22 protein-coding genes are annotated in these 24,830 nt (G+C 60.6%); 8 read left to right on the top strand and 14 right to left on the bottom strand.

What is annotated here, in order from left to right:
• Positions 1–222: 222 nt before the first annotated feature.
• From HALAL_RS0101635 to HALAL_RS0101620, 4 genes are all read right to left on the bottom strand, one after another.
• Positions 223–534, bottom strand: coding sequence for a trypco2 family protein (locus HALAL_RS0101635; protein ID WP_025272332.1), 312 nt, complete (start codon positions 532–534; stop codon positions 223–225).
• Between the two features lie 393 nt (positions 535–927).
• On the bottom strand, positions 928–1,983 hold the full coding sequence (locus tag HALAL_RS0101630) for a D-alanine--D-alanine ligase family protein (RefSeq protein ID WP_025272331.1): 1,056 nt from the start codon (positions 1,981–1,983) through the stop codon (positions 928–930).
• Positions 1,973–2,998, bottom strand: coding sequence for an NAD(P)H-dependent glycerol-3-phosphate dehydrogenase (locus tag HALAL_RS0101625; RefSeq protein WP_025272330.1), 1,026 nt, complete (start codon positions 2,996–2,998; stop codon positions 1,973–1,975). Before HALAL_RS0101625 ends, HALAL_RS0101630 begins: the two co-directional genes overlap by 11 nt.
• Entirely contained in the window at positions 2,995–3,786 is a 792-nt protein-coding gene (locus tag HALAL_RS0101620; protein WP_025272329.1) for a lysophospholipid acyltransferase family protein, read from the bottom strand. The genes HALAL_RS0101625 and HALAL_RS0101620 overlap by 4 nt, the downstream gene beginning before the upstream one ends.
• A 308-nt stretch (positions 3,787–4,094) precedes the next feature.
• On the opposite strand from HALAL_RS0101620, the gene HALAL_RS0101615 reads away from it, so the two are divergent.
• Positions 4,095–4,307 carry a hypothetical protein gene (locus tag HALAL_RS0101615; RefSeq protein ID WP_025272328.1) on the top strand — a complete coding sequence of 71 codons (213 nt, stop codon included), beginning with the start codon at positions 4,095–4,097 and terminating at the stop codon, positions 4,305–4,307.
• A gap of 207 nt (positions 4,308–4,514) precedes the next feature.
• Positions 4,515–5,402 (top strand): NUDIX hydrolase, encoded by an 888-nt coding sequence (locus HALAL_RS0101610; RefSeq protein ID WP_025272327.1) that lies wholly within the window; start codon positions 4,515–4,517, stop codon positions 5,400–5,402.
• A gap of 258 nt (positions 5,403–5,660) precedes the next feature.
• Here HALAL_RS0101610 and HALAL_RS0101605 read toward each other — a convergent pair whose 3' ends face one another.
• From HALAL_RS0101605 to leuC, 3 genes are all read right to left on the bottom strand, one after another.
• A complete protein-coding gene (locus HALAL_RS0101605) occupies positions 5,661–6,134 on the bottom strand; it encodes an HU family DNA-binding protein (RefSeq protein ID WP_029767188.1) in 474 nt (157 codons plus the stop codon).
• Between the two features lie 281 nt (positions 6,135–6,415).
• Positions 6,416–7,033 (bottom strand): 3-isopropylmalate dehydratase small subunit, encoded by a 618-nt coding sequence (gene leuD / locus HALAL_RS0101600; protein WP_025272326.1) that lies wholly within the window; start codon positions 7,031–7,033, stop codon positions 6,416–6,418.
• A gap of 11 nt (positions 7,034–7,044) precedes the next feature.
• On the bottom strand, positions 7,045–8,472 hold the full coding sequence (leuC, locus tag HALAL_RS0101595; protein ID WP_084471806.1) for a 3-isopropylmalate dehydratase large subunit: 1,428 nt from the start codon (positions 8,470–8,472) through the stop codon (positions 7,045–7,047).
• Between the two features lie 67 nt (positions 8,473–8,539).
• Here leuC and HALAL_RS0101590 point away from each other — a divergent pair, with 67 nt between their 5' ends.
• Entirely contained in the window at positions 8,540–9,226 is a 687-nt protein-coding gene (locus HALAL_RS0101590) for an IclR family transcriptional regulator domain-containing protein (RefSeq protein ID WP_025272324.1), read from the top strand.
• A gap of 17 nt (positions 9,227–9,243) precedes the next feature.
• Here HALAL_RS0101590 and HALAL_RS0101585 read toward each other — a convergent pair whose 3' ends face one another.
• A complete protein-coding gene (locus HALAL_RS0101585; RefSeq protein ID WP_025272323.1) occupies positions 9,244–10,335 on the bottom strand; it encodes a DNA recombination protein RmuC in 1,092 nt (363 codons plus the stop codon).
• A 107-nt stretch (positions 10,336–10,442) separates the two neighbouring features.
• Between HALAL_RS0101585 and HALAL_RS0101580 the strand changes: the two genes are divergently transcribed.
• Positions 10,443–11,192 carry a hypothetical protein gene (locus HALAL_RS0101580; protein ID WP_025272322.1) on the top strand — a complete coding sequence of 250 codons (750 nt, stop codon included), beginning with the start codon at positions 10,443–10,445 and terminating at the stop codon, positions 11,190–11,192.
• 7 nt (positions 11,193–11,199) lie between these two features.
• Here the strand turns inward: HALAL_RS0101580 and HALAL_RS0101575 are convergent, their stop codons facing one another.
• From HALAL_RS0101575 to HALAL_RS0101555, 5 genes are all read right to left on the bottom strand, one after another.
• Complete coding sequence (locus tag HALAL_RS0101575; RefSeq protein WP_025272321.1) at positions 11,200–12,324, bottom strand: aminotransferase class V-fold PLP-dependent enzyme; 1,125 nt, start codon at positions 12,322–12,324, stop codon at positions 11,200–11,202.
• 294 nt (positions 12,325–12,618) lie between these two features.
• Positions 12,619–13,842, bottom strand: coding sequence for an MFS transporter (locus HALAL_RS0101570; protein WP_051462665.1), 1,224 nt, complete (start codon positions 13,840–13,842; stop codon positions 12,619–12,621).
• Positions 13,836–15,104 carry an ATP-grasp domain-containing protein gene (locus HALAL_RS0101565; RefSeq protein WP_035534305.1) on the bottom strand — a complete coding sequence of 423 codons (1,269 nt, stop codon included), beginning with the start codon at positions 15,102–15,104 and terminating at the stop codon, positions 13,836–13,838. Before HALAL_RS0101565 ends, HALAL_RS0101570 begins: the two co-directional genes overlap by 7 nt.
• A gap of 18 nt (positions 15,105–15,122) precedes the next feature.
• Positions 15,123–16,097 (bottom strand): proline dehydrogenase family protein, encoded by a 975-nt coding sequence (locus HALAL_RS0101560; protein ID WP_025272318.1) that lies wholly within the window; start codon positions 16,095–16,097, stop codon positions 15,123–15,125.
• 16 nt (positions 16,098–16,113) lie between these two features.
• Positions 16,114–17,133 (bottom strand): fatty acid desaturase family protein, encoded by a 1,020-nt coding sequence (locus HALAL_RS0101555; RefSeq protein WP_211240410.1) that lies wholly within the window; start codon positions 17,131–17,133, stop codon positions 16,114–16,116.
• 746 nt (positions 17,134–17,879) lie between these two features.
• Between HALAL_RS0101555 and HALAL_RS0101550 the strand changes: the two genes are divergently transcribed.
• Together HALAL_RS0101550 and HALAL_RS0101545 are read left to right on the top strand one after the other, a co-directional pair.
• On the top strand, positions 17,880–21,206 hold the full coding sequence (locus HALAL_RS0101550) for a S8 family serine peptidase (RefSeq protein WP_025272316.1): 3,327 nt from the start codon (positions 17,880–17,882) through the stop codon (positions 21,204–21,206).
• 205 nt (positions 21,207–21,411) lie between these two features.
• Complete coding sequence (locus HALAL_RS0101545; protein WP_025272315.1) at positions 21,412–21,747, top strand: hypothetical protein; 336 nt, start codon at positions 21,412–21,414, stop codon at positions 21,745–21,747.
• A gap of 247 nt (positions 21,748–21,994) precedes the next feature.
• On the opposite strand, the gene HALAL_RS0101540 is transcribed toward HALAL_RS0101545, so the two are convergent.
• Positions 21,995–22,603 (bottom strand): hypothetical protein, encoded by a 609-nt coding sequence (locus HALAL_RS0101540; RefSeq protein WP_156937552.1) that lies wholly within the window; start codon positions 22,601–22,603, stop codon positions 21,995–21,997.
• Between the two features lie 655 nt (positions 22,604–23,258).
• Between HALAL_RS0101540 and HALAL_RS0101535 the strand changes: the two genes are divergently transcribed.
• Together HALAL_RS0101535 and HALAL_RS0101530 are read left to right on the top strand one after the other, a co-directional pair.
• The gene (locus HALAL_RS0101535) at positions 23,259–23,621 is read left to right on the top strand and encodes a hypothetical protein (protein ID WP_025272313.1); all 363 of its coding nucleotides are present in this window, start codon (positions 23,259–23,261) and stop codon (positions 23,619–23,621) included.
• A complete protein-coding gene (locus HALAL_RS0101530; protein ID WP_025272312.1) occupies positions 23,621–24,718 on the top strand; it encodes a hypothetical protein in 1,098 nt (365 codons plus the stop codon). Before HALAL_RS0101535 ends, HALAL_RS0101530 begins: the two co-directional genes overlap by 1 nt.
• Positions 24,719–24,830: the final 112 nt, after the last annotated feature.

The following is a 24,830-nucleotide window of genomic DNA, read 5'->3' as shown; positions in this document are numbered from 1 at the left end:
CGACCGTGGCTTCCAAGGCAAGTTCGCGGTCGATTTGAGGATGAACGGTAAGCGCCGTCGAGTCTTCCACGTCGTGAGCACATGTCAAAACGTAACCCGGTGCGACGACGTACCCGGTCAATGCTCGAACGACTGTCTTACCGTCAACCACTTTGCCGTGGTGGGCCACGACGAGAACCGTGCGTTGTTCGTCCGTCGACTGACGTGTCGTCATACCAGTGTTTACTCCTCGATGACGTCGTCGCCCGACAGGCGCAGTCGTTCCGGCGTGCCGTGGTCATTGTGCGCCTGCGGATCGATGACGATTCTGACGCGGTGAGCGGCCGTGCTGGAGTCCTTTTCGTTTGCTTTGGCGGATACAACGCTCCATAGATTCAATCCACCGCCGGCGCTGCTTTCAGAGTCGTACTGAAGTGAGAGTTCGAGTTCCACTTCCCGTATGAACAGGGGAAGTTGGTCGTCGCGTCCTTTGGCTGCTTCATTGAGTTCGTTTCGGAGAGAATTTATGGCACCCGATAGAGACGCATCATTCATGCATAAACTGTAGTATATTGCCGCAAGCCGGATTTCGTTCACGACGACGTATAGCTTACATCGGGTTTCCCTCAACAAACACGCTCCAACCAGTATAAAAGACGAATGGGGCGTTCCCTGAAAAGTAATCAGGTAGACGATTGTCAGTGCGCTTGAGTCGCAATCGCGACAACTTACGATTCATGCACAGAGGGAAACTGAACTCCCTCATGCGGTGCCGGCGATGAGTTGCCGCATGTTCGCCAGTGCGATTGCCGCACTCCACGACACCGACATTCCGCAATCCTAAATGGGCGGATAAACGCAGTGGCAGCGAGCGGTCTTCCCGCTCGCTGCCACAACTATGAGAACCTTTGCCGTTTTCCGCCGACGCTCAGCAAGACGAACGCGGATTTACGCGAGCGCTCCCGGCTCGCGCTGTGCGGCGTTGAGGACGAACGACTCCACGAGCTCGCCGTACGAAACGCCCAGTGCGTTGAACGCTTGCGGTACTCCCGACACCGGGGTCAGGCCGGGGCTGGTGTTGACCTCGTTGAGCATGAGCTCGCCGCCCTTGGTGAGGAAGAAGTCGATCCGCGCGTAATCGCGGCATTCGAGTGTGCGGAATACCTGTTCGGCGGTTTTCTGGATCTCTTCGACGGTGATGAAGGTGAATTCGGGCTTCAGGTTGAACGGTTCCGAGCTGCCCAGGTATTTCGCGTCGAAGTCGAACCAGCCGTCCTCGTTCTGTTCCAGTACCTCCAGTGGGTGGGCGGTGACGATGGAGCCGTCGCGTTCTTGGCGTACGCCCACTTCGATTTCGCGCACGTGCGGGACGGCCGCCTCGAGGATCAGCTTGGGGTCGGTGCGCAGTGCCTTCTCCAGGGCCGGGGTCAGGTCGTCGCTCGAGGTCACTTTCGAAATCCCCAGCGACGAACCGGCCCGTGCCGGTTTGACGAACAACGGCAGACCCAGTTTGGCGATGACGGCTTCCTGGTCGACCGGTTCGTTCTCTCCGACGACCACGTACGGGCCCTGTGCGATTCCCGCCTGCTCGGTGAGGCGTTTGGCGACGTCCTTGTCCATGCAGACGGCCGATGACAGCACGCCGGAGCCGACGTACGGCACCTGAGCCATGTCCAACAGGCCTTGAACCGTACCGTCCTCGCCCCAGGGGCCGTGGAAGATCGGGAACACCACATCGGCGAGCTTGGTCGCGTCGGGGCCCAACTCCAGCGACAGGGGGGTACCGGAGGCGACGGTGACTTCCGGTAGTTCGTCTTCGGTCATGTCGAAGGTGGCGTCCGAATTGATGTCCAACCACGAACCAGAGCGGGTGATGCCGATGGTGCGAACCGAATAGCCGCGCTCACGGAGAGCCTTCGCCGCCTGGGAGCCGGATACGCAGGACACCGAGTGTTCGACGCTGCGGCCACCGAACAGCACGGCGACTGTGGGCTTATTGTTCATTGTGTTGGCTCCTCAGTTGTTCTGATTCGGGTTTGGTCTCACGCGCCATCAGGGTGGCGACGGCGGTCCGTGGATCGAGACCTTCGTAGCATACCTTTTCCACCGTTTCGCAGATCGGCATCTCTACGCCCGCTTTGGAAGCGAGGTCGCGAATGGAACGGCAGCTCTTGACGCCCTCGGCCGTCTTTTTGGTGATGTCGGCGGCCTCTTCCAAACTCGATCCGAGGCCGAGTTGTTTGCCGAAGGTGTGGTTGCGCGATAGCGGGGAAATGCAGGTCGCTACCAGGTCTCCCAAACCCGCGAGTCCGGCGAAGGTGGCCGGGTCGGCGCCGAGGTGCGCACCCAGGCGGGTGGTTTCGGCCAAGCCGCGGGTGATCAGGGTGGCTTTGGTGTTGTCGCCCAGACCCATGCCGGTGGCCATGCCGTAGGCCAGGGCGATCACGTTTTTGGTGGCCCCTCCCAGTTCACAGCCGATGACGTCGGTGTTGGTGTAGGGGCGGAAGTAGTCGGTGGTGATGGCGTTCTGCAAGTGCACGGCCCGTTTGTGGTCGGGGCAGGCGACGACCGAGGCGGTCGGTTCTTCTCGGGCTATCTCCAAGGCGAGGTTCGGCCCGGACACGACGGCGATGCGGTCGGAGGCGATGCCGCTGACGTCGGCGATCACTTCGCTCATGCGCCGCAGGGTGCCCAGCTCGATGCCTTTCATGAGGCTGACGACCGTGGCGTCGGAGTCGATGTGGCCGTTCCATGCGGGAAGGTTGGTGCTCAGGGTTTGGCTGGGGACGGCCAGCACGACGATGTCGGCCCCGTCCAGGACGGTCGCGGCGTCCACGTCCGCGGTGACGTGTTCGGGCAGAGCGATGTCGGGGAAGTAGTCCGGATTACGTCGCTGGGTGTTGATGCCGTCGGCCACATGCGGTCGTCGTGCCCAGATGCGGGTGTCGACCCCGGCGTCGGCCATGATCTTGGCGAAGACGGTACCCCACGAACCGGCTCCCATGACGGCTGCTCTCATTCCCCAGTCTCACTTTCCTCGTCTCGTACCTGGCTTTTACGATCGCGGTGTCGATCATAGAGGGGTGGTGGAGCCTCTTCGCCGCGAATGGAGGCAAGCTCATCGCGGACGGCTTCCATGATGTGGTTGCTCATGTCCTGTAGGTCGCTGTTGCTGAGGTCGTCGCGTCCACGCCAGGCGTCCAGGTTGACCTCTTTGCCCGCCGAGACGATAACCTGTTTGCGCAGGCCGAAGCGGAACTTGCCCTTCTTGGCGAGCGGGTCGAAGATCGCCTGCGAACCCCACTGTGCGATCGGGACGACGGGGGCGCCGGTCTCCAATGCCAGGCGGGCCACTCCCGTTTTGCCGCGCATGGGCCAGCGGTCGGGGTCTTTGGAGGTGGTTCCTTCGGGATAGATGATGACCGGTCCGCCGGATTCGAGCATGGCGATGGCGGCGCGGAGTGATTCGGCGGCGCTCTTGCTGCCGCGGTAGACGGGGATTTGGCCGGTGGCTTTGATCAAGGGACCGGCGACGGGAACTTCGATGATGCTGTTTTTGAGGAGGAAGTGGGGGTGCCGTCCGGCGTTGTAGAGGAAATGTGCCAGCGGTAGGGGGTCGAAGTGGCTGTAGTGGTTGCCGACGAAGATGACCGGGCCTTGGAGGGGGACGTTCGCCACGCCGCGCCAGTCGCGCTTGGTCAGAATGTTGAGGCCGCTTTTGATGACGGCACCCACGGCGTTGAGCGCGAAGGTGTATTTATCTCCACCTTTGCGTCGGCCCGTGTAGACGACGGGATCAGCAGGCATACGGCCTCCTCGTGGTTTGTGATCGGTCAAATGAAACTGTACTGGCCGCCGTGGAGTCGAGTCGTACTCGCGGGCGGATTGAGTCGATTCTCGCACGCTCCTTGGCGCGGCTCGTCTCCTGTGTTTCGTCTGCCCTGGGGTCGTTCGACGCTTGCCGGTGTTTCGCGGTCCCCACTAGTCTGGGCTTCAGCGGTGAACGCCCCGTGGGTGGGAGTCCTGAGCAGGGGTGCTTGCCAATTGACATCAATGATGTCATCATAGAGTCAAATTGACATCAAATTTCTATTCGACTGTTCTGGAGTAACGCAATGAATTGGCGTTTGTTCGGGTGGCTCGCCGCCCTGGCCGGTGGTGCGCTCGTCGCGGTATGGCTGGTATTCCAAATCCTAGGGTTCTTCGGGACCGTGATCGCCTTCCTCCTCAAGGCCGTGTTCTTCGTGGCGATCGTGGGTGGTTTGGTCTTCCTGGGTTGGAAGGCGAAGGACACCCTCACCGGAGGGGATCGCAAGCAGATCCGCTAGTACGGCCCAGACGACGACTGCCCGGTACGCCCCTCATCGCCAATGCCCATCGGTACGGCAGAGGGGCGCAACCGTGTCCGTCGTCCTGAAACAGGGCACCGGAGAGGTGGTTTCGCCCCGGAGTGACCGGGTAGCTCGCGGTGTGGAACAGAATTTGCTCTCCCGGGTTCTCGACAATAGGCGTATTACAAGGAATAATGTGTCCTTGTGAGACCTGAACCACGAAATGTCGCCGCTGCGGGTGGGGTTCTCTGGCGACCGGCTGCCGACGGGGTCGAAGTGGCCGCGATTTGGCGTCCGAGTGTAGGCAACTGGTCGTTGCCCAAGGGAAAACTGGAAGCCGACGAGCCGTTGTTGATCGCCGCCTGCCGGGAAGTTGAAGAAGAGACGGGCGTTCCGCCGATACCCCAGGCTTGGTTGTGTTCGGCCCGATATGTACTGCCGAATTCCGACGGGGATGTGCACAAGAGTGTTGACTTCTGGTCAATGCGCACTGATAAGCCCGAGGCGGGATTCAGCGCCAATGAAGAGATCGGTGAACGCCGGTGGTTGCCGCTGGATCAGGCGGTGGAGAAGTTGGACCGTCCCCGCGATCAACAGGCGTTGCGGAGTTTCGCTGAGCTGCCGACGATCACGTCGACCTTGATCGTCGCCGCACCCGCCGAGATGGACCAGGACGACCGACGTCCGATGGTGACTGCGCCATTGAGCGAAGCGGGGCAACGTCAGGCGGTACGGCTGGCCGGATTGGTGTCGCTGTATCAGCCCGATCGAGCCTATTCGGCCTCGGCGCGTGCGGTTGTGCAAACGGTCGAGCCGGTCGCTTCAGCGGCGGGGTTGAACCTGTTGGGCGACGGAATCTTCGACGCCGAAGCGCATGAACGTAACCCGGAACGTTCGACGCAACGCCTGCGGCAGTTCGCCACCACCCCTGGCTGTGCCGTTATCGGGGCGGAGGAAAGCACGATCGCCGACTCCATCGCGATTCTGTCGGATGAAGACGGTGTCGCCGTCAGCGACGTCTCCACCCGGCAAGGCCAGGCATGGGTGTTGTCGTTTCACGACAGTACCTTGGTCGCGGTGGAGCGCCTGTAGATCTGACGGTGGGGACCGGAATCGACACGGCGTGTCGCATTAATTGGTATTGCAGAACGGTTGGAGACATTTTTGAATAAGTCCCCTTACCGTTCTATGTTCGTTTCCGGGGAAATACGGAATGAATGATGACGGCATTACCGAAGCGTAAAATACCGATAATTCACACGGGAGTGTGGATGACGAGGGGATTGTGGGCGCGAAATAGGGCCCTCACGTCATTTGCGAGGACCCTATTCGGCTACAGCTCTCAACTGTCTACTTCCGACGCGTGGTACGGCGAGTCGCTTTTTTAGCGGCGGCTTTCCGCGCGGTTGACTTACGTGCTGTCTTTTTCGCGGCCTTCTTGGCGACGCGGCTCGTAGCTACCTTTTTACGTGAAGTGGTACCGGCGGCCGCGCGAGTGGTTTTCTTCGCGGCCTTCTTGGCCGTCCTTTTTGCCAGTTTAGGCAGTTTACGTTTTCCGGTGACGAGCTCTTTGAACCCGGTTCCGGGACGGAAGGCGGGAACAACGGTTTTCTTGACTCGCACGGCTTCACCGGTGCGAGGATTACGCGCCATACGGGCGGCTCGCTTGCGTTTTTCGAATACCCCGAATCCCGCGAACGATACCTTTTCGCCTTTTACCACCGCGCGTTGGATTTCATCGATCGCGACGTCGACGATCTCCTTGACCTGTTGACGCTCGCCTGTCCGTGAGGCGATCCGTTCAACAAACTCTGCCTTGTTCACGAAGCTTTCCTCCCATTGTGGTTGCTTATATTACTCAGGCTGTTAATCGCACGTTATTCCTTTTTGAAACAGGATGCAACTGTTTCGGTGAAAAAACCCTCTGTGTCGCAAGGATTTTTTTATGAGCGCTCTCTATTTAGGGCTTCAGAGTCGGAAACTCGGAGCGCACAGTCGTAAAAACAGCGCCCCGCGAAGCCGATTGAAGCTTCGCGGGGCGCTGATATGCGAGCGACTGTGTGGATTAACAGTGGCGCTTAGGCGAACCGTTCGGGAGGGCGACGTTAATCGTGCGCCGCAGCTTGGGTACGTGGTTTCCAAGTGGGACGACGCAATTCGTACTCCGCTATCAGAGATTCACTCCGCAGAGTCAAAGCGATATCGTCGAGCCCTTCCAACAAACGCCATCGAGAGAATTCATCGAATTCGAACTCCACTGCCGTATCGGCATATTCGACCCGTTGGCGTTCCAGATCGACGATGATCTGAGTGTCTGGTTTGTCCTCTATCGCGTCCCAGAGTTGTTCGACGTCGGCATAGGGGAGTTCAATTGTCAGCAAGCCGTTCTTCAAACTGTTGTTGCGGAAGATATCGCCGAAACGCGGTGCGATGACGACGGCGAAACCGCCGTCCTTCAAGGCCCACACGGCGTGCTCCCGCGAGGACCCGGTGCCGAATTCAGTACCCGCGACCAGGATCGACGCGTCCTGATAGGTGGCGTCGTTCAATACGAAGTCCTCCTGCTCGCGCCATTCGGCGAACAGGGCGTCGGCGAAGCCGGTTTTGGTGACCCGCTTGAGATACACCGACGGAATGATCTGGTCGGTGTCGACGTTCGAATACCGCAGCGGCGCGCCCGCTCCGGTGTGGACCCGGAAGCCCTTGGAATTGCTCTGAGCCATGGTTTCCTCTCCTAAAGATCGGCGGGGGACGACAGGGTGCCCCGGACGGCGGTGGCGGCGGCGACGGCCGGCGACACCAGGTGCGTGCGACCGCCCTTGCCTTGCCGGCCCTCGAAATTGCGGTTGGACGTGGAGGCCGCACGCTCCCCGGCGCTGAGCTGGTCGGGATTCATCCCCAGACACATGGAACAACCGGCGAAACGCCATTCCGCCCCGGCCTTGGTGAACACCTGATCCAGGCCCTCCGATTCGGCCTGGGCGCGAACCCGAGCCGAACCCGGAACCACCAGCATGCGGACGCCGTCGGCGACGGACCGTCCCTCGATCATCGCGGCGGCCGTGCGGAGGTCTTCGATACGGCCGTTGGTGCACGAACCCAGGAACACCACGTTCACTCCCACGTCACGCAGGACCTGACCAGCCGTCAAGTCCATGTAGTCCAGAGCCTTTCGAGTCGCCTCGCGCTCATCCGCGTCGTCGAAGTCCTCCGGCGACGGCACCGTCGAGTTCAGCGGCGCCCCTTGTCCGGGGTTGGTACCCCAGGTGACGTACGGGGACAGTTCCGTGGCGTCGATGACGATCTCGTGGTCGAACTCGGCGTCGGCATCGGTGTGCAGTCCACGCCAGTACTCCACCGCCGCGTCCCAGTCGGTTCCCTGCGGGGCGTTCGGTTTGTCCTTGAGATAGGCGAAGGTCGTCTCGTCGGGGGCGATGAGCCCGGCCTTGGCGCCCCACTCGATGCTCATGTTGCATACCGTCATGCGGCCTTCCATGGACATCTCCTCGATGGCCTGACCGCGATATTCGACGATGTGGCCCTTGCCGCCGCCGGTTCCGGCGCGCGCGATGACGGCCAGAATAAGGTCCTTCGGGCTCACTCCGTCGGGAAGGGAGCCGTTGACGGTGACGGCCATGGTCTTGGGCGTCGACTGCGGCAGCGTCTGAGTGGCCAGGACGTGCTCGACTTCGGAGGTGCCGATACCGAAGGCGACGGCTCCGAACGCACCGTGCGTGGAGGTGTGGGAATCGCCGCACACCACGGTCGTGCCCGGCTGGGTCAGGCCCAGCTGCGGACCCACCACGTGGACGACGCCCTGCTCCTCGTCGCCCAGCGGATGCAGCCGGACACCGAACTCCTCACAGTTGGCGCGCAGGGTGTCGACCTGTTTGCGACTGGTGGGATCGGAAATGGTGAACAGATTGTCAGTCGGCGTGTTGTGGTCCTCGGTCGCGATGGTGAGGTCGGTGCGACGGACCCGACGCCCCTCCTGTCGCAGCCCGTCGAAAGCCTGCGGACTGGTCACCTCGTGCAGGAGGTGTAGATCGATGTAGAGAAGGTCGGGTTGGCCGGCGGCGGAGCTCACCACGTGGTCGGCCCAGATCTTTTCGGCCAGAGTCATTGGACCCGACCGCATCCCAACGTGTGATGTACTAGACATTTCAACTGCCAATCTTTGTGTATCTCAAATCCTGGGAGGTATCGTTCATCTCGTGAGACCAGATAATATCAGTGGTGTCGGAGTGCTCGACAAGGCGGTCCTCATCCTCGAAGCCAGCGCCAAAGGAGCCTCCTTGGCCGAGCTCGTCCACGACACCGGACTACCCCGCGCCACCGCACACCGGTTGGCCCAAGCCCTAGAAGCCCACGACATCCTCCAACGCGACAACGAAGGTCGCTGGAGACCCGGCGTCAAACTCGGCGAACTGGCCGGAGCCAGCGCCGACATCCTGCTGGCCAGCGCCGAACCCGTCCTCAACGTCCTCCGCGACCAAACCGGAGAATCCACCCAGCTCTACCGGCGCCGCGCCGACGAACGCATCTGCGTCCTCGCCGCCGAACGCGCCTCCGGCCTCCGCGACACCGTCCCGGTCGGCTCCGTGCTCCCCATGACCGCAGGATCCGGCGCCCAAGTCCTCCTCGCCTGGGAACCGCCCGAAGCGATCCTCCCCCTCCTGCCCAAATGCCGCTTCAGCTCCAAGGCGCTCGCCGAAGTGCGTCGTCGGGGGTTCGCACAGTCGGTCGCCGAGCGGGAAGCCGGAGTCGCCAGCGTCTCGGCCCCCATTCGCGACAAGACCGGACGCGTCGTCGCCGCCATCAGCGTGTCGGGACCCATCGAACGCATGGGACGCCGCGCGGGCGACCGCCTCGGCATGGCCGTGCTGCGTGCGGGCCAGCGTCTCTCCGGTCTCTAAACTCCGGTAGGCGGTCGTCAGTCCTCTTCGCCGCGGCTCGCGGGCAGGCGGACGGGAGTCTCCACCGCCGACGGACGCCCGACATCCTCACCCGACACTTCGAGCTCGCGGAAGCGCCGTGCCGTCACCAGCAGGCGCGACTCCACCGAGGCGACCGTTTGGTTGTACGACTGCACCGCACCTTCCAGCGATCCGCCGAGGCGAGTCAGATGCTCTACCACTGTTCCCATTCGCGCCAACAGTTCACCGCCCAAGCGGTGCACGGTCTGGGCGTGTTCGGCCAATCGAACCTGTCGCCACGTCAACGCCGCCGTCTTCAGAATCACCAGCAGGGAACCGGGAGAGGCCACCACCACGTCTTGCGAAAAGGCCTCCTCCAACAGAGTCGGGTCCGAGCGCAACGCCGCGTCCAGGACTTGATCCGAGGGAACGAACAAGACGGTGAAGTCCGCACTGCCCGCCACCGACGTCGGGTAGGAGCGGCTCGCCAGGGTTTTCACATGCGTGCGCAGGTGCTGCGCGTGGCGGGCCAGGAGTCGATCGCGTTCCTTGCCGTCCTCGGCTTCCACCGACGCCAGGTAGGCGTCCATGGGGGCTTTGGCGTCCACGACGATCGAACGGTCGTCGGCCAGTCGCACCACCAAATCCGGGCGTACTCCCGAAACGGTCACTTGCGTGTCGAAATCGCAGTACTCCACCATTCCGGCCGATTCGGCCAGCCGCTTCAGCTGTACCTCGCCCCAGAGCCCGCGTGCGTTCGGCGAGCGCAGCGCCCCCGCCAGGCGGCCGGTTTCCTCGCGGACCTCTTGCGATATCTCGGCGACTCCGCTGAGTTGCACGCGCAATTGTGAATAGGCGTCTCGGCGGGCGCGTTCCACGTCGTCCAAGTGGTCTTGGTAGCGCTCCAGGGACGCGGCCAACGGGGAGACGGCCTCTTCGAGGCTGCGGCGCGACTGTTCGGTCAGTTCGGGAGACATCGCTCCCGAGGCCGCCAGGTCCAGCCGTTCTCGCAGTTGACCGATTTCACGTTCTTGCCGCGTACGCCCGATGAACCAGCCCGCGATCACACCGACGATCACACACAGCACCGCCAAGACAACAGTTTCCATGGTCTCCACTCTAGAAGGCCGCTCCTAACATTGATAGGTAACGTGGATCGGTAGGTGAACGCCGGTCGGTCGTGGCCGTATCGTGCGTCCGACGGTAGTGTGTATGTATGGGGCTTTGGGTGTTTCTTCTGCTGGGCGCGATAGCGTTTATCGCCTTCATTCTTTATACGAACAATAAGAAGGGTGCTGAGCGGCTGGCCGCGGCGGAAGCCGAAGCGCGCCAGCTGTACGACCGCCTAGGCGGACAGACGATGAATCTGACCGCTCCCGGAGACAATCGGGCGGCCGGGCAGGCCTTGTCGGATGCGGGGGAGCGCTACACCGCCGCCGGGGCCGCCTTGGAGAGCGCCGAGACGGTGAGCGGTTTCCGTGCGGCGGCGCAGTCGTCGATCGAGGGGCTGTATTACGTTCGTGCCGCACGTGAGGCCATGGATATGGACCCGGGACCGGCGGTTCCCGAGTTGAAGGGAACCGAAGGGGTCGGACGGCTCAAAGAGCCGGTGTCGGCTGAAGTGGAAGGTCAGACGGTGTCGGGTTCTCCGCAGCCGACCGAGGAGAACACTCACTATCATCCGGGAGGCCGTGTCGAGGGTCGACCGGTGCCGGCCGGTTGGTACTCCACTCCGTGGTGGCAACCGGCGGCGGCCGGGGTCGCGGGTGGAATTGCGAGTGTCATGGTGTTCAACGCCCTGTTGGCTCCCGCCTATGCCGGTGGCATGGTGGACGGCGCGTCGCCCGAGGCGGTCGCCGGAGGTGCCGATTCCGACGCCGATGCGGGTGCCGACGACGGCGGCGGCGGAATGGACGATATGGGCGACTTCGGTGGTGCCGACGGCCTTGATATCGGCGGCTTCTGAACGTCTCCTACAGCGCCACCAGTGCGTCGAAGAAGGATTTGATGTCGGTCGCCGTGTTGTAGTAGTGCGGCGATACGCGAATGGCCTCGTCGACACCGTGATCGTTCATGTAGATCGGGGTGTCGCGACCGTGCATGACCCACGCGTTGAACCCTTGTTCCCGCAATCGTGACACCGCTGCGTCGGCGGAACAGTGCCGGTGGCGGATGGTCACGATATTGCTCTTTTCCATACCCGGATCAATGAGTTCGAACCGGTCGGAGTCGGACAGGTGGCCGCGCAATTGTGTGGCCGCGTGATGATCGTAAGCCAGATGGCTGTGCTGCCGGTGGTAGCGTACGGCCGCTTCCAGGCCCATGGAGATCGCGTTCGACCGTTCGGACATCTCCCATTGCCGTGCCGACGCCGTACGCACCTCGACGTTGTAGCGACCGTCGTTGATATGGGCGACGTGCAGGTCGAGAAACGGTGTATAGAGGCTGTCGCGCAGACGCGGAGACGTATAGGAGAATCCGGAACCTCGTGGACCGCGCAGGAATTTGCGTCCCGCGCCGGTATAGAGGTCACAGTGCATCGCGCCGATGTCGATCGGGATCTGGCCGACGGCCTGGCAACCGTCGACGATGTAGAAGCAGCGGTGGTTTTTCAGAATCTCACCGATGGCGGCGACGGGATTGACGATCCCGCAGCCGGAGGGAACGTGCGACAGTGCGACCAAGGCGACGTCGTCGTCGATCGAGGCGGCCATCCACTCCTGGTCCAGTTCGCCGTCCTCGCCGACCGGTACGACCTCGATGGAGAATCCCCATTTCTCGCGGAGTCGCGACAGCAGAATCAGATTCCCCGCGTACTCGTAGGGAGTCACCCAGACTCGATCGCCCGGACGGAATTCCATGGCCGTCACCACGTTCAACCAACCACGGGTGGCGCTGTCGAATACGGCGACGTCGTCGACGGGAGCGTTGAGCAGTTCGGCGACGGCCTGATACAAGGTGCCGTCGAGATGATCGCCGGAGCGTGCTTCGATCTCGTACGAACCGAACTCGCTCTCGGCGTCCAGGTACGTCACCATCGCTTGGCGTACCGGTTCCGGCATGATTCCGGCACCGGCATTGTTCAAATGGACAACCATTGTGCCTCCTAACGTAGGGAAAAGGGGAGGAAACGAGGAGTCTGATGAGCCTGGGGTCTGTTCACAGGCAGGCTATACGGTTCACACGGTGTCCTTCCCACGCGACGATCCGTCCACCGTCGCGTGGGAAGCACGTAGCGTCGACCGGTCCGATCGAGTCCCACGGGTCGGGTCACCGCCTGATCAACCGAGCGTCGAGCCGCCGAACGGGAACTGCGGCGCGGTACGGTACGTCGACCAGTGGGATCGCCGGGGTCCCGGCGTGCTTCAGCACCTCGGGCTTGGACAACACCGTTAAGCGACATGCTGCGTCGAGGCCGAGCGATCGCCGGGAACCCACATATAGGAACTGCGTTTGACCGCTATGATCAGCAACAACGCGACTGCCACCAGGCCGCCCATGACGAGCCACGGTCCGGACGGTCCGAACTGGCTTGTCCACAGGAAACTCAGCGTCGGCATCGATATGAGACCCACGTTCACTCCGGCCGAGTACAGTCCCATGTTGCGGCCCACGACCTCCTCATCGGACACGTCGCTCACGTAGTGCATCAATGAGGGGAAAACGATCATTTCGGCGACCGTCCACAGAACGGTCGCCATGGCCAGCCCCCAGAACATCCCGAACACACCCATCAGGGCGAATCCGACCGCCGTCAGCGCATAGCCGATCAGCAGAGAGGAATAGTGGCTCAACCGTCGCATGGCCGTATTCAACGGAACTTCGAACAGCACGATCAGACCGGCATTGAGGAAAAACAGCATCCCCGCCCACATACTCGCCATGTCGCGTTCGTGAATCACATAGGCGCTCAAAAATACCGGCGGCAAGGCGAACGCCATGTGGATCGGCATCGACAGGAGGAAAATCGTCCAGAAGCGCGTCTCGCCCTTGAGTGAACGAGCCACCAGACGACCCCGCGGCCGAGCCTCGTCCTGTTGCGTGGAATTGAACGGATGACTGAACAGATACACCGCCGCCACGATCACCAGACCGGCATTGACCACGAACAGGCCGACCGGCTGCCAGGCGTAAATCAACCCGCCAACGGCCGGACCGATTCCCATGCCGATGTTGATGGCCAGACGGTGACACGAAAACGCCACCTTCCGATCCTCGTCCGGGCAGTGCTCCACGATCTCGGTATACGACGCGGGGGTAAACACCTCGTAGAAGAAACCCCACACGAACGTCGCCGCCACCAAGACCGGCAGGCCACCGGCCAACGGCAAGAGCGACACCAAGGCGGCATTGCCCAGCAGGCCCATCAACATGATCGACCGGCCCGTCAACACCCGAAGCAGGGGCCCTGCCGACACGTCGGCCAGCAGCGCCCCGAAACCGTACGCACCCACCACGTACCCCACTTCGGTGGAGCCGTGATCCCCAGTGGCCAGCAAGTACGCCGCCAAGAACGGGAACGCGATCGTTCCCGAACGGAACACCAAGGTCGTCACGAAGAGAATCCGTAGCGGGCGCGTCAAACCGCGCACCGTGCGAAAGGTTTGCATCAGCATGAGAGCCGGTAAACCTCATCCTTCCATTCTTGGATACGGTGATAATCACGGTCGATATCGGCCATCGACTCGCCGGTCATGAAGATTCGCAGCGGCGAGGTCAACAGGTCGACCGTCCGCTTCACCCGTCCACCGGGCTTGACCTTCACGCTCATCAAAAACACCGACGGCAGCTCCTCGATCCGCTTCACCGCCGCCGCGTCGACCTCTTCCACCTCTCCCGAGGCCTCGCTCGGGGCGTTGTACACGATCGCCGGGCGACGCACCTGATAATTGCGTCCCCCGTACTCTCGCGCGAACCGTTGCGGATCCAAATAGGCCAGTGCCATCAGATCCGCCTGGTTGTGCCCCAAGCAGACGTTGTGGAAATCGGGATTCATATTGCCGTTCAAACGCGCGCCGATCTCCACCAGGGCCGGCCCCGACGAGGTCATCTTGACCTCCGTGTGCGTCGGACCGTGACGAATGTTCAGAGCATCCAACACCTTGTCGGTGTAAGCGATCAGCTCGGCGACCGGCTCCTCGTCGGCCGGAATGAGCACATCCCGGTCGTACAGGTTCTTACCGTTCACCAGATTCTTGTCGTAACGCCACACGCCGACCACGAAACGCTCGCCGTGTGAACTGACCGTGTCGACGATGTACTCCACACCGTCCAGATACGACTGCACAAGAACCTCGCGATTGCGGATGTCGAAGATGTCCTCGGCCGCCAAGACCGCCTCGGCGGCATCGCGAACCTCGTCGACGTCGTGGCAGATCGTCACGCCGTCGGTGGAAGCCGAACTCAACGGCTTCACCACGACCGGGAACTCGTCGCGCTCGCGCGCCCATCCCACGATCTCGTCGACCGAACCACTGCGCAACTGGTCGGCACAGTGGAGTCCGGCGTCGCGGATCGCTTCGATCATGTGGAACTTGTCCCGCTTTGCCGCCGAATAGGTCGTCCCGTTACTGGCCACCCCGAGGTCCTTCGACAAGAGGTCGGCCAGCGGTACTCCCGGTTCCTGTCCGGCCAGTACCGCCACCGCACCGGACTCTCGGATGCGCCGCAGGGTTTTGTCGTGATCGTCGTAGACGATATTGCCCGTGTACTGGTTCAAATCAGGCAGGAGCATGGACGTCATCCACTCCGGCGTGCTCTGCACGTGCACCACATCGGCACCGTGCCGGTCGAAGGCGGCGGGGAGGAAGTTCCCGGTCGAGTAGCCGTCCACAATGGCGGCCACTGGTCGATCGCCTGTCTGGGCTCTGTCGTTCACTCTGCTAGTCCTGTCTATCTAATACTGACTTCCAAATTCGATCCGCGACGGATCGGAGAGATCGGCAAGTGCGGTAATGACATTGGGAGGATGTTCCGAAAGGCGATGGAGGAAGTGCAGCCACCAATTGTGTCCGTACACAGTGGCGATACGACACTGAATTCCTTGTTCTCGTAGGGATTTAAGCACATGACCCTGCACGCCATGTAGCATCTCAACTTCGGTGACGGCTGTCAACATGCCTTCGGAGCGCAGCCGTTCCAACAGATCCGCGTCGTGGGTTCCGACCGCGACGGGAACGTCGGCGTCGAGAAGTCGTTGCAGCAGAGCCACGTAGCGATCCTGGAGTTTCGGTCCGCGTGGGAGGGCGACGTCCTCCGTTTCGTGATAGACGCCCTTGACCAGACGAACCTTACGACCGGCGGCGATGATGTCGGCCAGGTCGTCCTCGGTACGGTGCAGGTGCGCCTGCACGGTCAGTCCGACATTGTCGTATCGCCCGGCCAAGTCCTGGAAGACCTCCAGAATGCCGTCGACCCAGCCGGAGCGTTCCATGCTCAATACGATGGGCATGTCGAGCTCGGCGGCGGCCTCCAGCAGTTGACCGGTGTTGTCCTTCGCCTCCTGCTGGGAGACCAACGAGCCGACATTACTGAGATCGAATCCCAGCTGCACGGGGTACCTTGGCGGCTTCTCGGCGAACTGTTCGATGAGGCGGTGGTATTCGGCCACGACTTCTTTGACCTCGTCGGCGGTGCGCGCCTCTTCGCCGACCTGTTCGACACCGGTGTGGTAGCCCTTCGCCTCCAACAGCGCCAGTCTCTCGCCGAGTTCGTGGCGGTCGGCGGCGACGATGTAGCGGTCGGCCGCGGTTTTAAAGAGGTCGGCGAGCAGCCGTCCGTCCAGAAAGGCGTCGCGTACACGTTGATCGGCCGCCATGGCCTTCAAGGCGTGTCCGGCTTGTGTTCGGGTGGTTTCGTCGGAATACGTCATGGGTGGAGGTCCTTCCTTAGAGGGCGGCGGCCATGGCCGCGGCGGTGGCAAACGAGTCCTGTCCTCGCAGTTCTTTGGGGTCCGAACCGGATCGTTTCCAATCGCGGTACTTGGAGGCGTAGGTGATCAGGGTTTCCTTGTTCCCTTCCTGAGGACCGCGTGTGAGGATTCCGGCCCAGAGTCCGTCCCAGCGCCGGTAGGCGGGATCATTGAGAAGCACCTTGTGGGCCTTCTTCATGTTCCAGAAGGGAATACCGGTATTGAGATGATGGACGAGGTGGTAATTGTCGTTGTGGCGGCCGAACAGGTAGCGTTCGAGAGCCCAACCGTGGCGATTGCGGGTCATGAGGATCTGACTGCTCTCGCTCTCGGGGAGCGGATAGTGTTCGGCCAGTTCGGTCAACCACCCGATGGCGATGGCGGTGGTAAACAGGGGAACGAACCACAACAGCAGAAGCAGGTGCAGCCAACCGAAATAGGCACAGACGCCGAAGATGACCGCCCATTGCAGCAGGAGAATCGCCCGTTCGGTACCCATCTTGACAGGCATCGACACCTTGGCCTCCTTATCGCGGAACAGCAGTCGATCCTCGACGACGTACTTGACGTAGGCGAAGGTGCGAAAGCCCAACAGGGCGAGTCCTATGTTGCGTAGGAAGAAGTTCCGATTGCCGGGATCGTGATCGTAGATTCCGACCTCGCGGTGAAACGAGTAATCTGGATCCTTGTCCGGATCACCCAGATAACGGTGATGAAAACCGATATGGCTGGTGCGATACGGGTTATAGAGATGGAACACGAGATAGCCGGAGAACACCGTTCCGAGTAGAAGGTTGAAGCGGTTGTTCTTGGCCAGAATCTTGTGGGTGGATTCGTGCAGTAGATTGACGAAACCCCGTTGCGTAGAACCGATGTAGATGAGCGCCAGTGGATAGAACCACCACGAAACGGTCACGCACAGGGCGATGGCGACCGCGATGCCGATGAGATCGGCGGCTATGGCTATGGGGGCGTGCCAATTGTCGCCTTTGGTCAAGTGCCGAAGCTCCCGGCGAACGTCTTTGTGCAGACGTGAAAAGTCATACGAAACTGTGGATGTGGATTCAGACTTGTAAATTGAACTTTGCGCATTCATTGCGATTATAGCTCCCTAACGATATGGGGCGCAATGGAACAGCTAAAGCCTATGAAGTTTCCGTACTGTGCGTCAATATTCCGACACTGTCGTATACAGGACTATCGTGAGTAACATTCAAGTGACACTCCGGCGGGAGCGAGGAGAATTGCGATACACACAGGGATAATGAAGCGACCCAACGTAACGGTGAACGGACGAAAAATTTTCGCCACGATCGGCGCTCGCGGGCGGATCCGACGTCTCAGTCGATGGCTTGGTTCCCAAATGGTTCCAGATATAAAGTTATCTTAGTCACATATATAACCATGGAAAGTCAGCTAAGCGACTAATAAACAAGGGTACTTGTCGGGCGACCGGCAAGTGAAGCATGTCCCTATTTCTCGAGATAAACGGTTGCATAATGAGGTGTTGGGACGGTTATCCGTAAAGGATATAAACGATTGTGGGACATAGGGTTTCTCCGCCGGTAGATGCAAATAGCATACTTGCAATATCCCAATATTGATGCCATTCTCTAACGCGGGACTTCACGAAGAGGTCTCAGGTTGATCCATCCAATACGGATAACTCTCGTAAGGATGAACCCCGGGGCATACTCCTCACCATTATGAGTGTGCTTGCCCCACAATAGAACAGGAGTCGTCGTGACCCAACGACAACGACGCTTGAAAAAGACACTCGCCGCAGTCGGTGTCGGGACGCTGGTTCCCCTCACTGTCGCAGGTGGAGCGTCCGCACAAGATGGTAATGATGTTCAAGCATTGCTTGATCAGAAAGTAGACGCGGATCTGCTTTCCGAAATCGAAGAAAATGGCGACACTGAAGCGTGGCTACGGTTTCCAGGTGAGCCTAACTACAATGCCGCCTACAGCCAAGACGCAAAGGTCGACAAAGGTGAGGCCGCTGTTAAGGCGGCCAAAGACTTCGCAGAGGAATCGCAAGCCGAAGCGAAGGCCTTTCTCGACGATGCGGGCATCGACTACGAATCATACTGGGCTTCGTCCACGATTCGGGTAACCGGTGATCAGGATCTACTCGAGGACCTCGTCACAATCGAGAGCATTGAATCGATTGTCGAGGCCCCTGAGCTGGAACTGGTGGAGCCCGAAGAGCGGTCCAACGAATTCGGCAACGACGTGGAACCGTATGGAACCGAGTGGGGTCTGGACAACATCAACGCTCCGGACGTCTGGGACATGGGCTTCGACGGAACGGGCGCGACCGTCGCGTTCATCGACACCGGTGCCCAGTTCGACCACCCGGCCATTGTGGACCAGTACCGTGGTAACAACGGTGACGGTACCTTCACCCACGACTACAACTTCTATGACGTGCAGGACGCCTGTGGCGACGAGCCTTGTGACAACAACGGCCACGGCACCCACGTCACCGGAACTATGGTGGGTGACGACGGCGGCGACAACCAGATCGGTGTCGCTCCCGGTGCCGAGTGGATCGGTGTGAACGGCTGCTGCCCGAGCACCGCTGCTCTGCTGGAAGCCGGTGAGTGGATCGCCGCTCCCACCGACTGGGAAGGCAACAACCCGGACCCGAGCAAGGCTCCCGACGTCGTCAACAACTCCTGGGGTACGACCGCCCCCGGCTATGACGACTTCTACGTGGAGATCGTGGACCTCTGGCACGCGGCCGGAGTCATCCCCGTGACCTCACTGGGCAACGGCGGATCGGCCTGTGACACGGCCGGTAGCCCGGGGATCTACCCCAACGCGCTCGGAATCGGTGCCTACGACATCAACAACGAGATCGCGGGCTTCTCGGCCCGTGGCCCCGGAGTTGACGGGCAGATCAAGCCCGACATCTCCGCGCCCGGCGTCAACGTTCGCTCCTCGGTTCCCGGGGACGGATACGACTCGTACTCGGGTACGTCCATGGCCGGCCCGCACGTCGCCGGTCAGGTGGCTCTGCTGATCAGCGCCGCCCCGCACCTGCAGGGTGACTATGACGCCATTTACGAACTGTTGACCGGAACCGCCGTTCCCACCGCTGACGACCAGTGTGGAAGCGACGGCGACGCCAACAACGTTTACGGACACGGCCGCGTTGACGCTCTCGAGATGATCAACAACGCCCCGATCGGCGACATCGGAGACGTCAACGGAAGCGTCACCGACGCCGACGGTGCCGCTCTGGAAGGTGCCACCGTCGTCTTCGACAACGGTGAGACCATCCGTGACTTCACCACCGACGCCGAGGGCTCCTTCGACGGAGTTCTGACCGCCGGAGACTGGGACGTCACGGTCACCGCCTTCGGATACGACGAGTTCACCGACACCGTCACCATCGAGCAGGACACCGTCAACGAACTGTCGTTCAACCTTGAACAGGTTCCCAGCGGTGTGGCCACCGGTACCGTCGTCGACGGCTCCGGACACGGCTGGCCGATGGCCGCCACTGTGAGCACCGTCGGAGGCGAAGCCTCCACCACCACTGACCCCGTCACCGGTGAGTTCGAACTGGAACTGCCCGTCGGACAGTGGGACCTGGAGGTCACTCCGGAATACGACGGCTACCAGTCGGTGACCGTTGAGGGTGTTGACGTGGAGGACATGGTCATTGAGGTGCCCGTGGACTCCTGCGCCGCTCCCGGCTACGGCTTCGACCCGATGGGTTCGACGTTCGACCAGGGCAGCACCCCGAGCGGATGGACGGTCAACAACCTGGCCGACGAGGGTTACGGCTGGGAGTTCGACGCCGGCCGATCAAATAACACGCCCGGCAGCGACGGCTTCGCCACCGTCGACTCCGACGCCGCCGGTACCGGTAACGACATCGAGTCCGAACTGGTCAGCCCGGTGTTCGACCTGAGCAGTGCCGACGACCCGACGCTGTACTTCGACCAGGACTACAACCACCTCGGTTCCGAGGCAACGGTTCTGTTCTCCACCGACGGTGGCGACACCTGGGAAGAAGTGTGGAACGCGACGTCGGACGTTCCCAGCTCCACCGAAAGCGTGGACCTGAGCGAATGGGCCGATGCTACTGACGCACGCGTCAAGTTCCACTACGACGACACCGGCAGCTGGGCCTGGTGGTGGCAGGTCGACAACGTCATGATCGGACAGAGCGACTGCGGCATGCAGGACGGCGGTCTGGTGCGCGGTGAGGTCACCGACGCCAATGACGGTTCGGCCCTGGAAGGCGCTGTCGTGTCCCACGAGAGCGGAGCCTCCGGCACCACCGATGCCGAGGGTGACTTCTGGATGTTCGTCCCCGAGACCGGTGAGGTCGAGTTGACCGCCGAGATGGCCGACTACGGTTCCACCTCCGGCAGCGTCGACGTGGAAGGCTCCGGCGTGGTCACCGCGTCGTTCGAAATTGGCACCGCCATGATCGAAGCCTCCACCGACTACCTCGGTAGCGCGGTACAGCAGGGTGCCACTTGGACCCACACGCTGGAACTGACCAACTCCGGTACGGCCGAGGGCGTGGTGGACCTGTCGAAGTCCAACGGCGAGTTCACCATCATGTCCGAGACCAATGACGCCGACGCCGCCTGGCTGACCGCCAGCCCGGACGCCGTGACCGTTCCGGCTGGAGAGTCGGTGACGGTTGAGGTGGTCACCTCGGCTGAGGACTTGGATCAGCCCGGTACCTACACGGCGACCTTGACCGCCGAGTACGTGAGCCCGAACGAGTCTCCGGTCATCGAGGTTTCCATGATGGTGGTACCTCGTCCGGAACAGGGCAAGCTGACCGGTCTGGTCGACTCGGTCGACTGTGAGGGCAACGTTGCCGACCTCGAAGGCGCGCAGGTGCAACTGCGCGACTCCGAAGGCAACGTCTACCACTTGCTCACCGACGAGGCAGGCAGCTACGAGCGCTGGTTGACCGCCGACAGCTACACCATCATCGTCTCGAAGGACGGCTTCGCCGCCGACTTTGAGATCACCGATGTGGAAGCTGGACGCGACAACGGATCCAGCTTCGAGCTGGCCGAACTCGGATGCTAAGGCAAGACGGCTAACCCGGCTGTCGGCGAAGCCGGCAGCACCGCGAGAATCCGTAGTCGATTCTAGAGCGGATGGATCGTAATCGGGTGGGGCGAGCGCAAAGGGCGTTTGCTCCACCCGATTCTTGTGTGCTGGGGTGTAGTAGGTGGTGGGGCTCCGTTATCGTGGGGGAGTAGCGCGAACACCGAAGAGACGAGGACGAGCAGTGTCGGACGAAGCCCTGACGGTTGAAAGAGTCAAACGGACCCGTGACTCCATCGCGGCGAATCTCGCGTCGATCAAGGAGCGACGCCAGACTCTGCTCACGGAAATGACGTCCAAGGCCGACGAATTGGACGTCGGCACTTCTCCCAAAGCGGAGGCGACCTATAAGAAGCTCGCTGTACAGGTCATGCGTCCCTTGGAACGTCAGATCAAGAAGACCGGCGACATCTACGACAATCTTGGCAAGGTTGAGACGCTTCTGGAACGCGGGGAGCAGGAAAAGGCCGAAAAGCTCTACGACGCCTGCCGCCGCTTCGCACAGGGCGAGAGCGTGTAGGTGCCATTGGCTACTCACACACGATGGTATTCCGGATTTATGGATGTACGTATTGAACGAAGAGGTTCGTACTGCGAGGGAAATCCACTGTCAACACAATAGTAATCGATATGACTCTATTGCTTTATTCGTGAAGAGCATTCGGTGTTGTGCCGTCCCACAAAGTCTCTCAGTATAGCTACGGCAGATCCTTGTATTCGAATGGCAAGGATCCGTCGTAGGGTTTATGGCCTATGGGCCGTGATTGCTATTCGATACGAATGGTTTCAAATTCGGGGTCGGATTCTAGCGCCTTCTCTAGTTCAGGCGTTCCGACGATCTTTGTTCCCCAAAGGTCGAAGTCCGTATAGGTGACCCAGGAGCGATCGTCGGGCCACATGTTATGCGGGCTCGACATTGCCGGGCCGTCGGTGAGCTTTGTCAGATCCTTTAGCGTTCCACGAAGTACATACGGTTCGTCGAACTCCATAAACTGCAATTCACAGTAGTGCACATAGACTGTCTGTTCGGGGTAATAGAGCTCGTTGAGCACCTCGGAAAGCCGCACGAACGTCGGTTCGTCAATGCTTCCTTCCAACGGAAGATCGATCGAGATCGGCCACGCCCCATTCGTCGTCGCCGACGGGAAGGCCCGACGGCATGGCGGATAGTCTGGCGGAACGATCGGGTCCCCGGTACGAGCGGACAATTCCTCCCATCGGAGCCGCTGCCATGGTGGATCATAGTAACCCATCCATCCTCCTCCAACTCCGGTGGTGATAAGCGAGCTGTTGGTATCCATTCCGCGTTCGGCCGATTCCTGCCGTTCGGCGTCGTCGTGCGTTATCGAAGAGGCCGCTTCCGGGTTTTCGTACATGCGATGGAGAATCCACAGTCCACTCCGAATGTCAGGATATAGCGGGTCATATCCAGTCCAGTTTGTGTCTGCATCCTCTTCACGCAGCCAATCGATTGGCTGCGGATCGACACGTTCCCATTCTTTCGGTATGTCGTATTCCATGGACGTGAACGATACTGATGCTGGTGCCCAAGCACAATTGAATTTCTGTTAGGTAGTAATCCCTGCGGTAGGACGTTGTCTTTCAGGCAACCGGAAGTGCCAAGAAGGCCCGGTCATTCGATCATGCTCTATCACGTAGTTTGGGGTTGTGTGCCTGCGGGTTCTGTGCGTTTGCATGCACGATTTATAGTGTATTCATAACGCGCTTAAGGGTAAGCATCTCGGTCTCCTTTTAGGAACCGAATGATAGGCAGGTATCGCAGACTGTGGATTGACTGCCGCCCTTGAAAGTCGTGGCTAAAGTCCCCGTAGCCCACTGTTAGTGAGGAGTGAAGCGACATCATCGCACCCCTTGGTATTGCCAGTTAGCATGTGAGCGAACAATATACCCCTGTTGTAAATACTCGCTCGTTCTCGAAGTCACGCCATGACTTCATATTGATGATTTGTATGGACAGTGAACCCACTGTCCCGATGAAAGCTGTGCTTAATGCACTGTCTAAGGAGGATTATGTCGGGATTTTCAGTCGACACCGAAGAGTTGGAAGCCGCAGCCAAACGGCTTCGGGAGGCGATTACCTACCTGGAGCAAGCATCGTCCTATTCAGAGGAGGCCGACCCGGATTGGTGGATGTGGGGCCTACCCGGTCTCATCTTCGCACCGAAGTATTTCGCCTATTCGGACTCCTGGCGCGGTTTTCTCGACAAGACCGTGTCGTCTGTGGAAGGGCTGGCAGGACGACTGGACGGCAGCAAAGGCAATTACGACGATATCGACTCCGCTATGAGTGAAGACATGGCTCGGATTGTGAACGACGTCGAAGCCTCCTACAACACCTACGCGAATTCGAACCAGAAGGAGAAGAAGTACTGATGGCGGAGTCCGATCACGACATGGTCGATCTGACCGGAGACGACGTCGTACGCCAGGGCGACTTCGGAGCCAACGAGGAAGGCAACGTCACGCACGTCGACGATGCCCTACTCAGCACCTTGGATCGACAAGGTCTGAAAATCCCCAAAGCAACCACCCTGGGAGTCGACCTGACCCGTGGTGCGTGGAACAGCATGCGCGGCAAGGAACCAATGCGGGACGGTCGCGAGAGCCACGAACTCGGCTATTTCGAACGTAAGACCCAGGGGCGAGTGGACCTTTTCAACGCCACCAAGGACTTCAAAAACCGGCAGTCGCAGCGGATGCGCAACGGGGAGATGAAGCTCAATTGGGACAGCATCAAGAGCTCGTACAGCAAGATCGAGACGGACGTGCGTGACGCGGATGCGGAGAACAACAAGGGTTTCAGCAAATGGGGCAAAGGCCAAGCCGGGTTGAATCCCATGTCCTGGTTGACCGGATCTCTCCTCGAATTCCTGATCACCACCTTTCAGCCGGTGGAGGACGTTATCGGGGTGGTGACCGGCAATGAAAACCGCATGGACGCCTCGGCCGCGATGTGGAAGCAAGTCGGCGACGCCATCGAGCCGATCGCTGATCATATTCAAGGCGTTGCCGATAACGAGCTCGCCAATTGGGACGGTGAAACCGGATCGAAGGCGCGGGCCAGGGTCCTCGAACTGTCGTTGATCACCTCCGGAGCGGGATACCTGTCCGGCGTCATGGAGACGATTCTGAAAATCAGTGCGCAAGTCGCTCGCGGCGTACGTGGGTTCGCGGTCAATAAGCTCGCCGAACTGATCAACTACGCCATTACGCGCATCGGTCCTCAGGTCGCCGCCGGAGTTGCCACGCTTGGCGCGTCGACGGCTTTGGCGGTTGCCATGGGCGTGGCGAAGATGGTGGGAATTCTCTTCGACATCTACCAGTTCATCGAGGAAGCGATTCGCCTGTTCGAACGGCTTATGGACTTGGTTCAGCTGGTGCAGGAGCTACTTCAGATCTTCCTGCCGTTCATTGAGGAATTCGTCCAAGTGCCCAACATGGCCTTGAAAATTCCCGGCTTCAGCAAATAGCAGTGGCTGTGTACATTCTGCTGACATCATTCTGCGATCCACGGTGAAGCATCCGACCCCAGGCGCATGCGGAATAAGGACCTCTTCAGACGCTACGAGCCGAGAAAGGTAA

It is taken from the genome of Haloglycomyces albus DSM 45210, assembly GCF_000527155.1.
GTDB lineage: Bacteria > Actinomycetota > Actinomycetes > Mycobacteriales > Micromonosporaceae > Haloglycomyces > Haloglycomyces albus.
Note: the sequence above shows the minus strand (reverse complement) of the source record. Positions and strands in the feature narration are given on the sequence as shown.

Bases quoted from the DNA above. Each gene is read 5' to 3' on its own strand.
- HALAL_RS0101635 (WP_025272332.1), bottom strand. From the start codon at position 534: ATGAATGATGCGTCTCTATCGGGTGCCATAAATTCTCTCCGAAACGAA.
- HALAL_RS0101630 (WP_025272331.1), bottom strand. From the start codon at position 1,983: ATGAACAATAAGCCCACAGTCGCCGTGCTGTTCGGTGGCCGCAGCGTC.
- HALAL_RS0101625 (WP_025272330.1), bottom strand. From the start codon at position 2,998: ATGAGAGCAGCCGTCATGGGAGCCGGTTCGTGGGGTACCGTCTTCGCC.
- HALAL_RS0101620 (WP_025272329.1), bottom strand. From the start codon at position 3,786: ATGCCTGCTGATCCCGTCGTCTACACGGGCCGACGCAAAGGTGGAGAT.
- HALAL_RS0101615 (WP_025272328.1), top strand. From the start codon at position 4,095: ATGAATTGGCGTTTGTTCGGGTGGCTCGCCGCCCTGGCCGGTGGTGCG.
- leuD (WP_025272326.1), bottom strand. From the start codon at position 7,033: ATGGCTCAGAGCAATTCCAAGGGCTTCCGGGTCCACACCGGAGCGGGC.
- leuC (WP_084471806.1), bottom strand. From the start codon at position 8,472: ATGTCTAGTACATCACACGTTGGGATGCGGTCGGGTCCAATGACTCTG.
- HALAL_RS0101585 (WP_025272323.1), bottom strand. From the start codon at position 10,335: ATGGAAACTGTTGTCTTGGCGGTGCTGTGTGTGATCGTCGGTGTGATC.
- HALAL_RS0101580 (WP_025272322.1), top strand. From the start codon at position 10,443: ATGGGGCTTTGGGTGTTTCTTCTGCTGGGCGCGATAGCGTTTATCGCC.
- HALAL_RS0101575 (WP_025272321.1), bottom strand. From the start codon at position 12,324: ATGGTTGTCCATTTGAACAATGCCGGTGCCGGAATCATGCCGGAACCG.
- HALAL_RS0101570 (WP_051462665.1), bottom strand. From the start codon at position 13,842: ATGCTGATGCAAACCTTTCGCACGGTGCGCGGTTTGACGCGCCCGCTA.
- HALAL_RS0101560 (WP_025272318.1), bottom strand. From the start codon at position 16,097: ATGACGTATTCCGACGAAACCACCCGAACACAAGCCGGACACGCCTTG.
- HALAL_RS0101540 (WP_156937552.1), bottom strand. From the start codon at position 22,603: ATGTACGAAAACCCGGAAGCGGCCTCTTCGATAACGCACGACGACGCC.
- HALAL_RS0101535 (WP_025272313.1), top strand. From the start codon at position 23,259: ATGTCGGGATTTTCAGTCGACACCGAAGAGTTGGAAGCCGCAGCCAAA.
- HALAL_RS0101530 (WP_025272312.1), top strand. From the start codon at position 23,621: ATGGCGGAGTCCGATCACGACATGGTCGATCTGACCGGAGACGACGTC.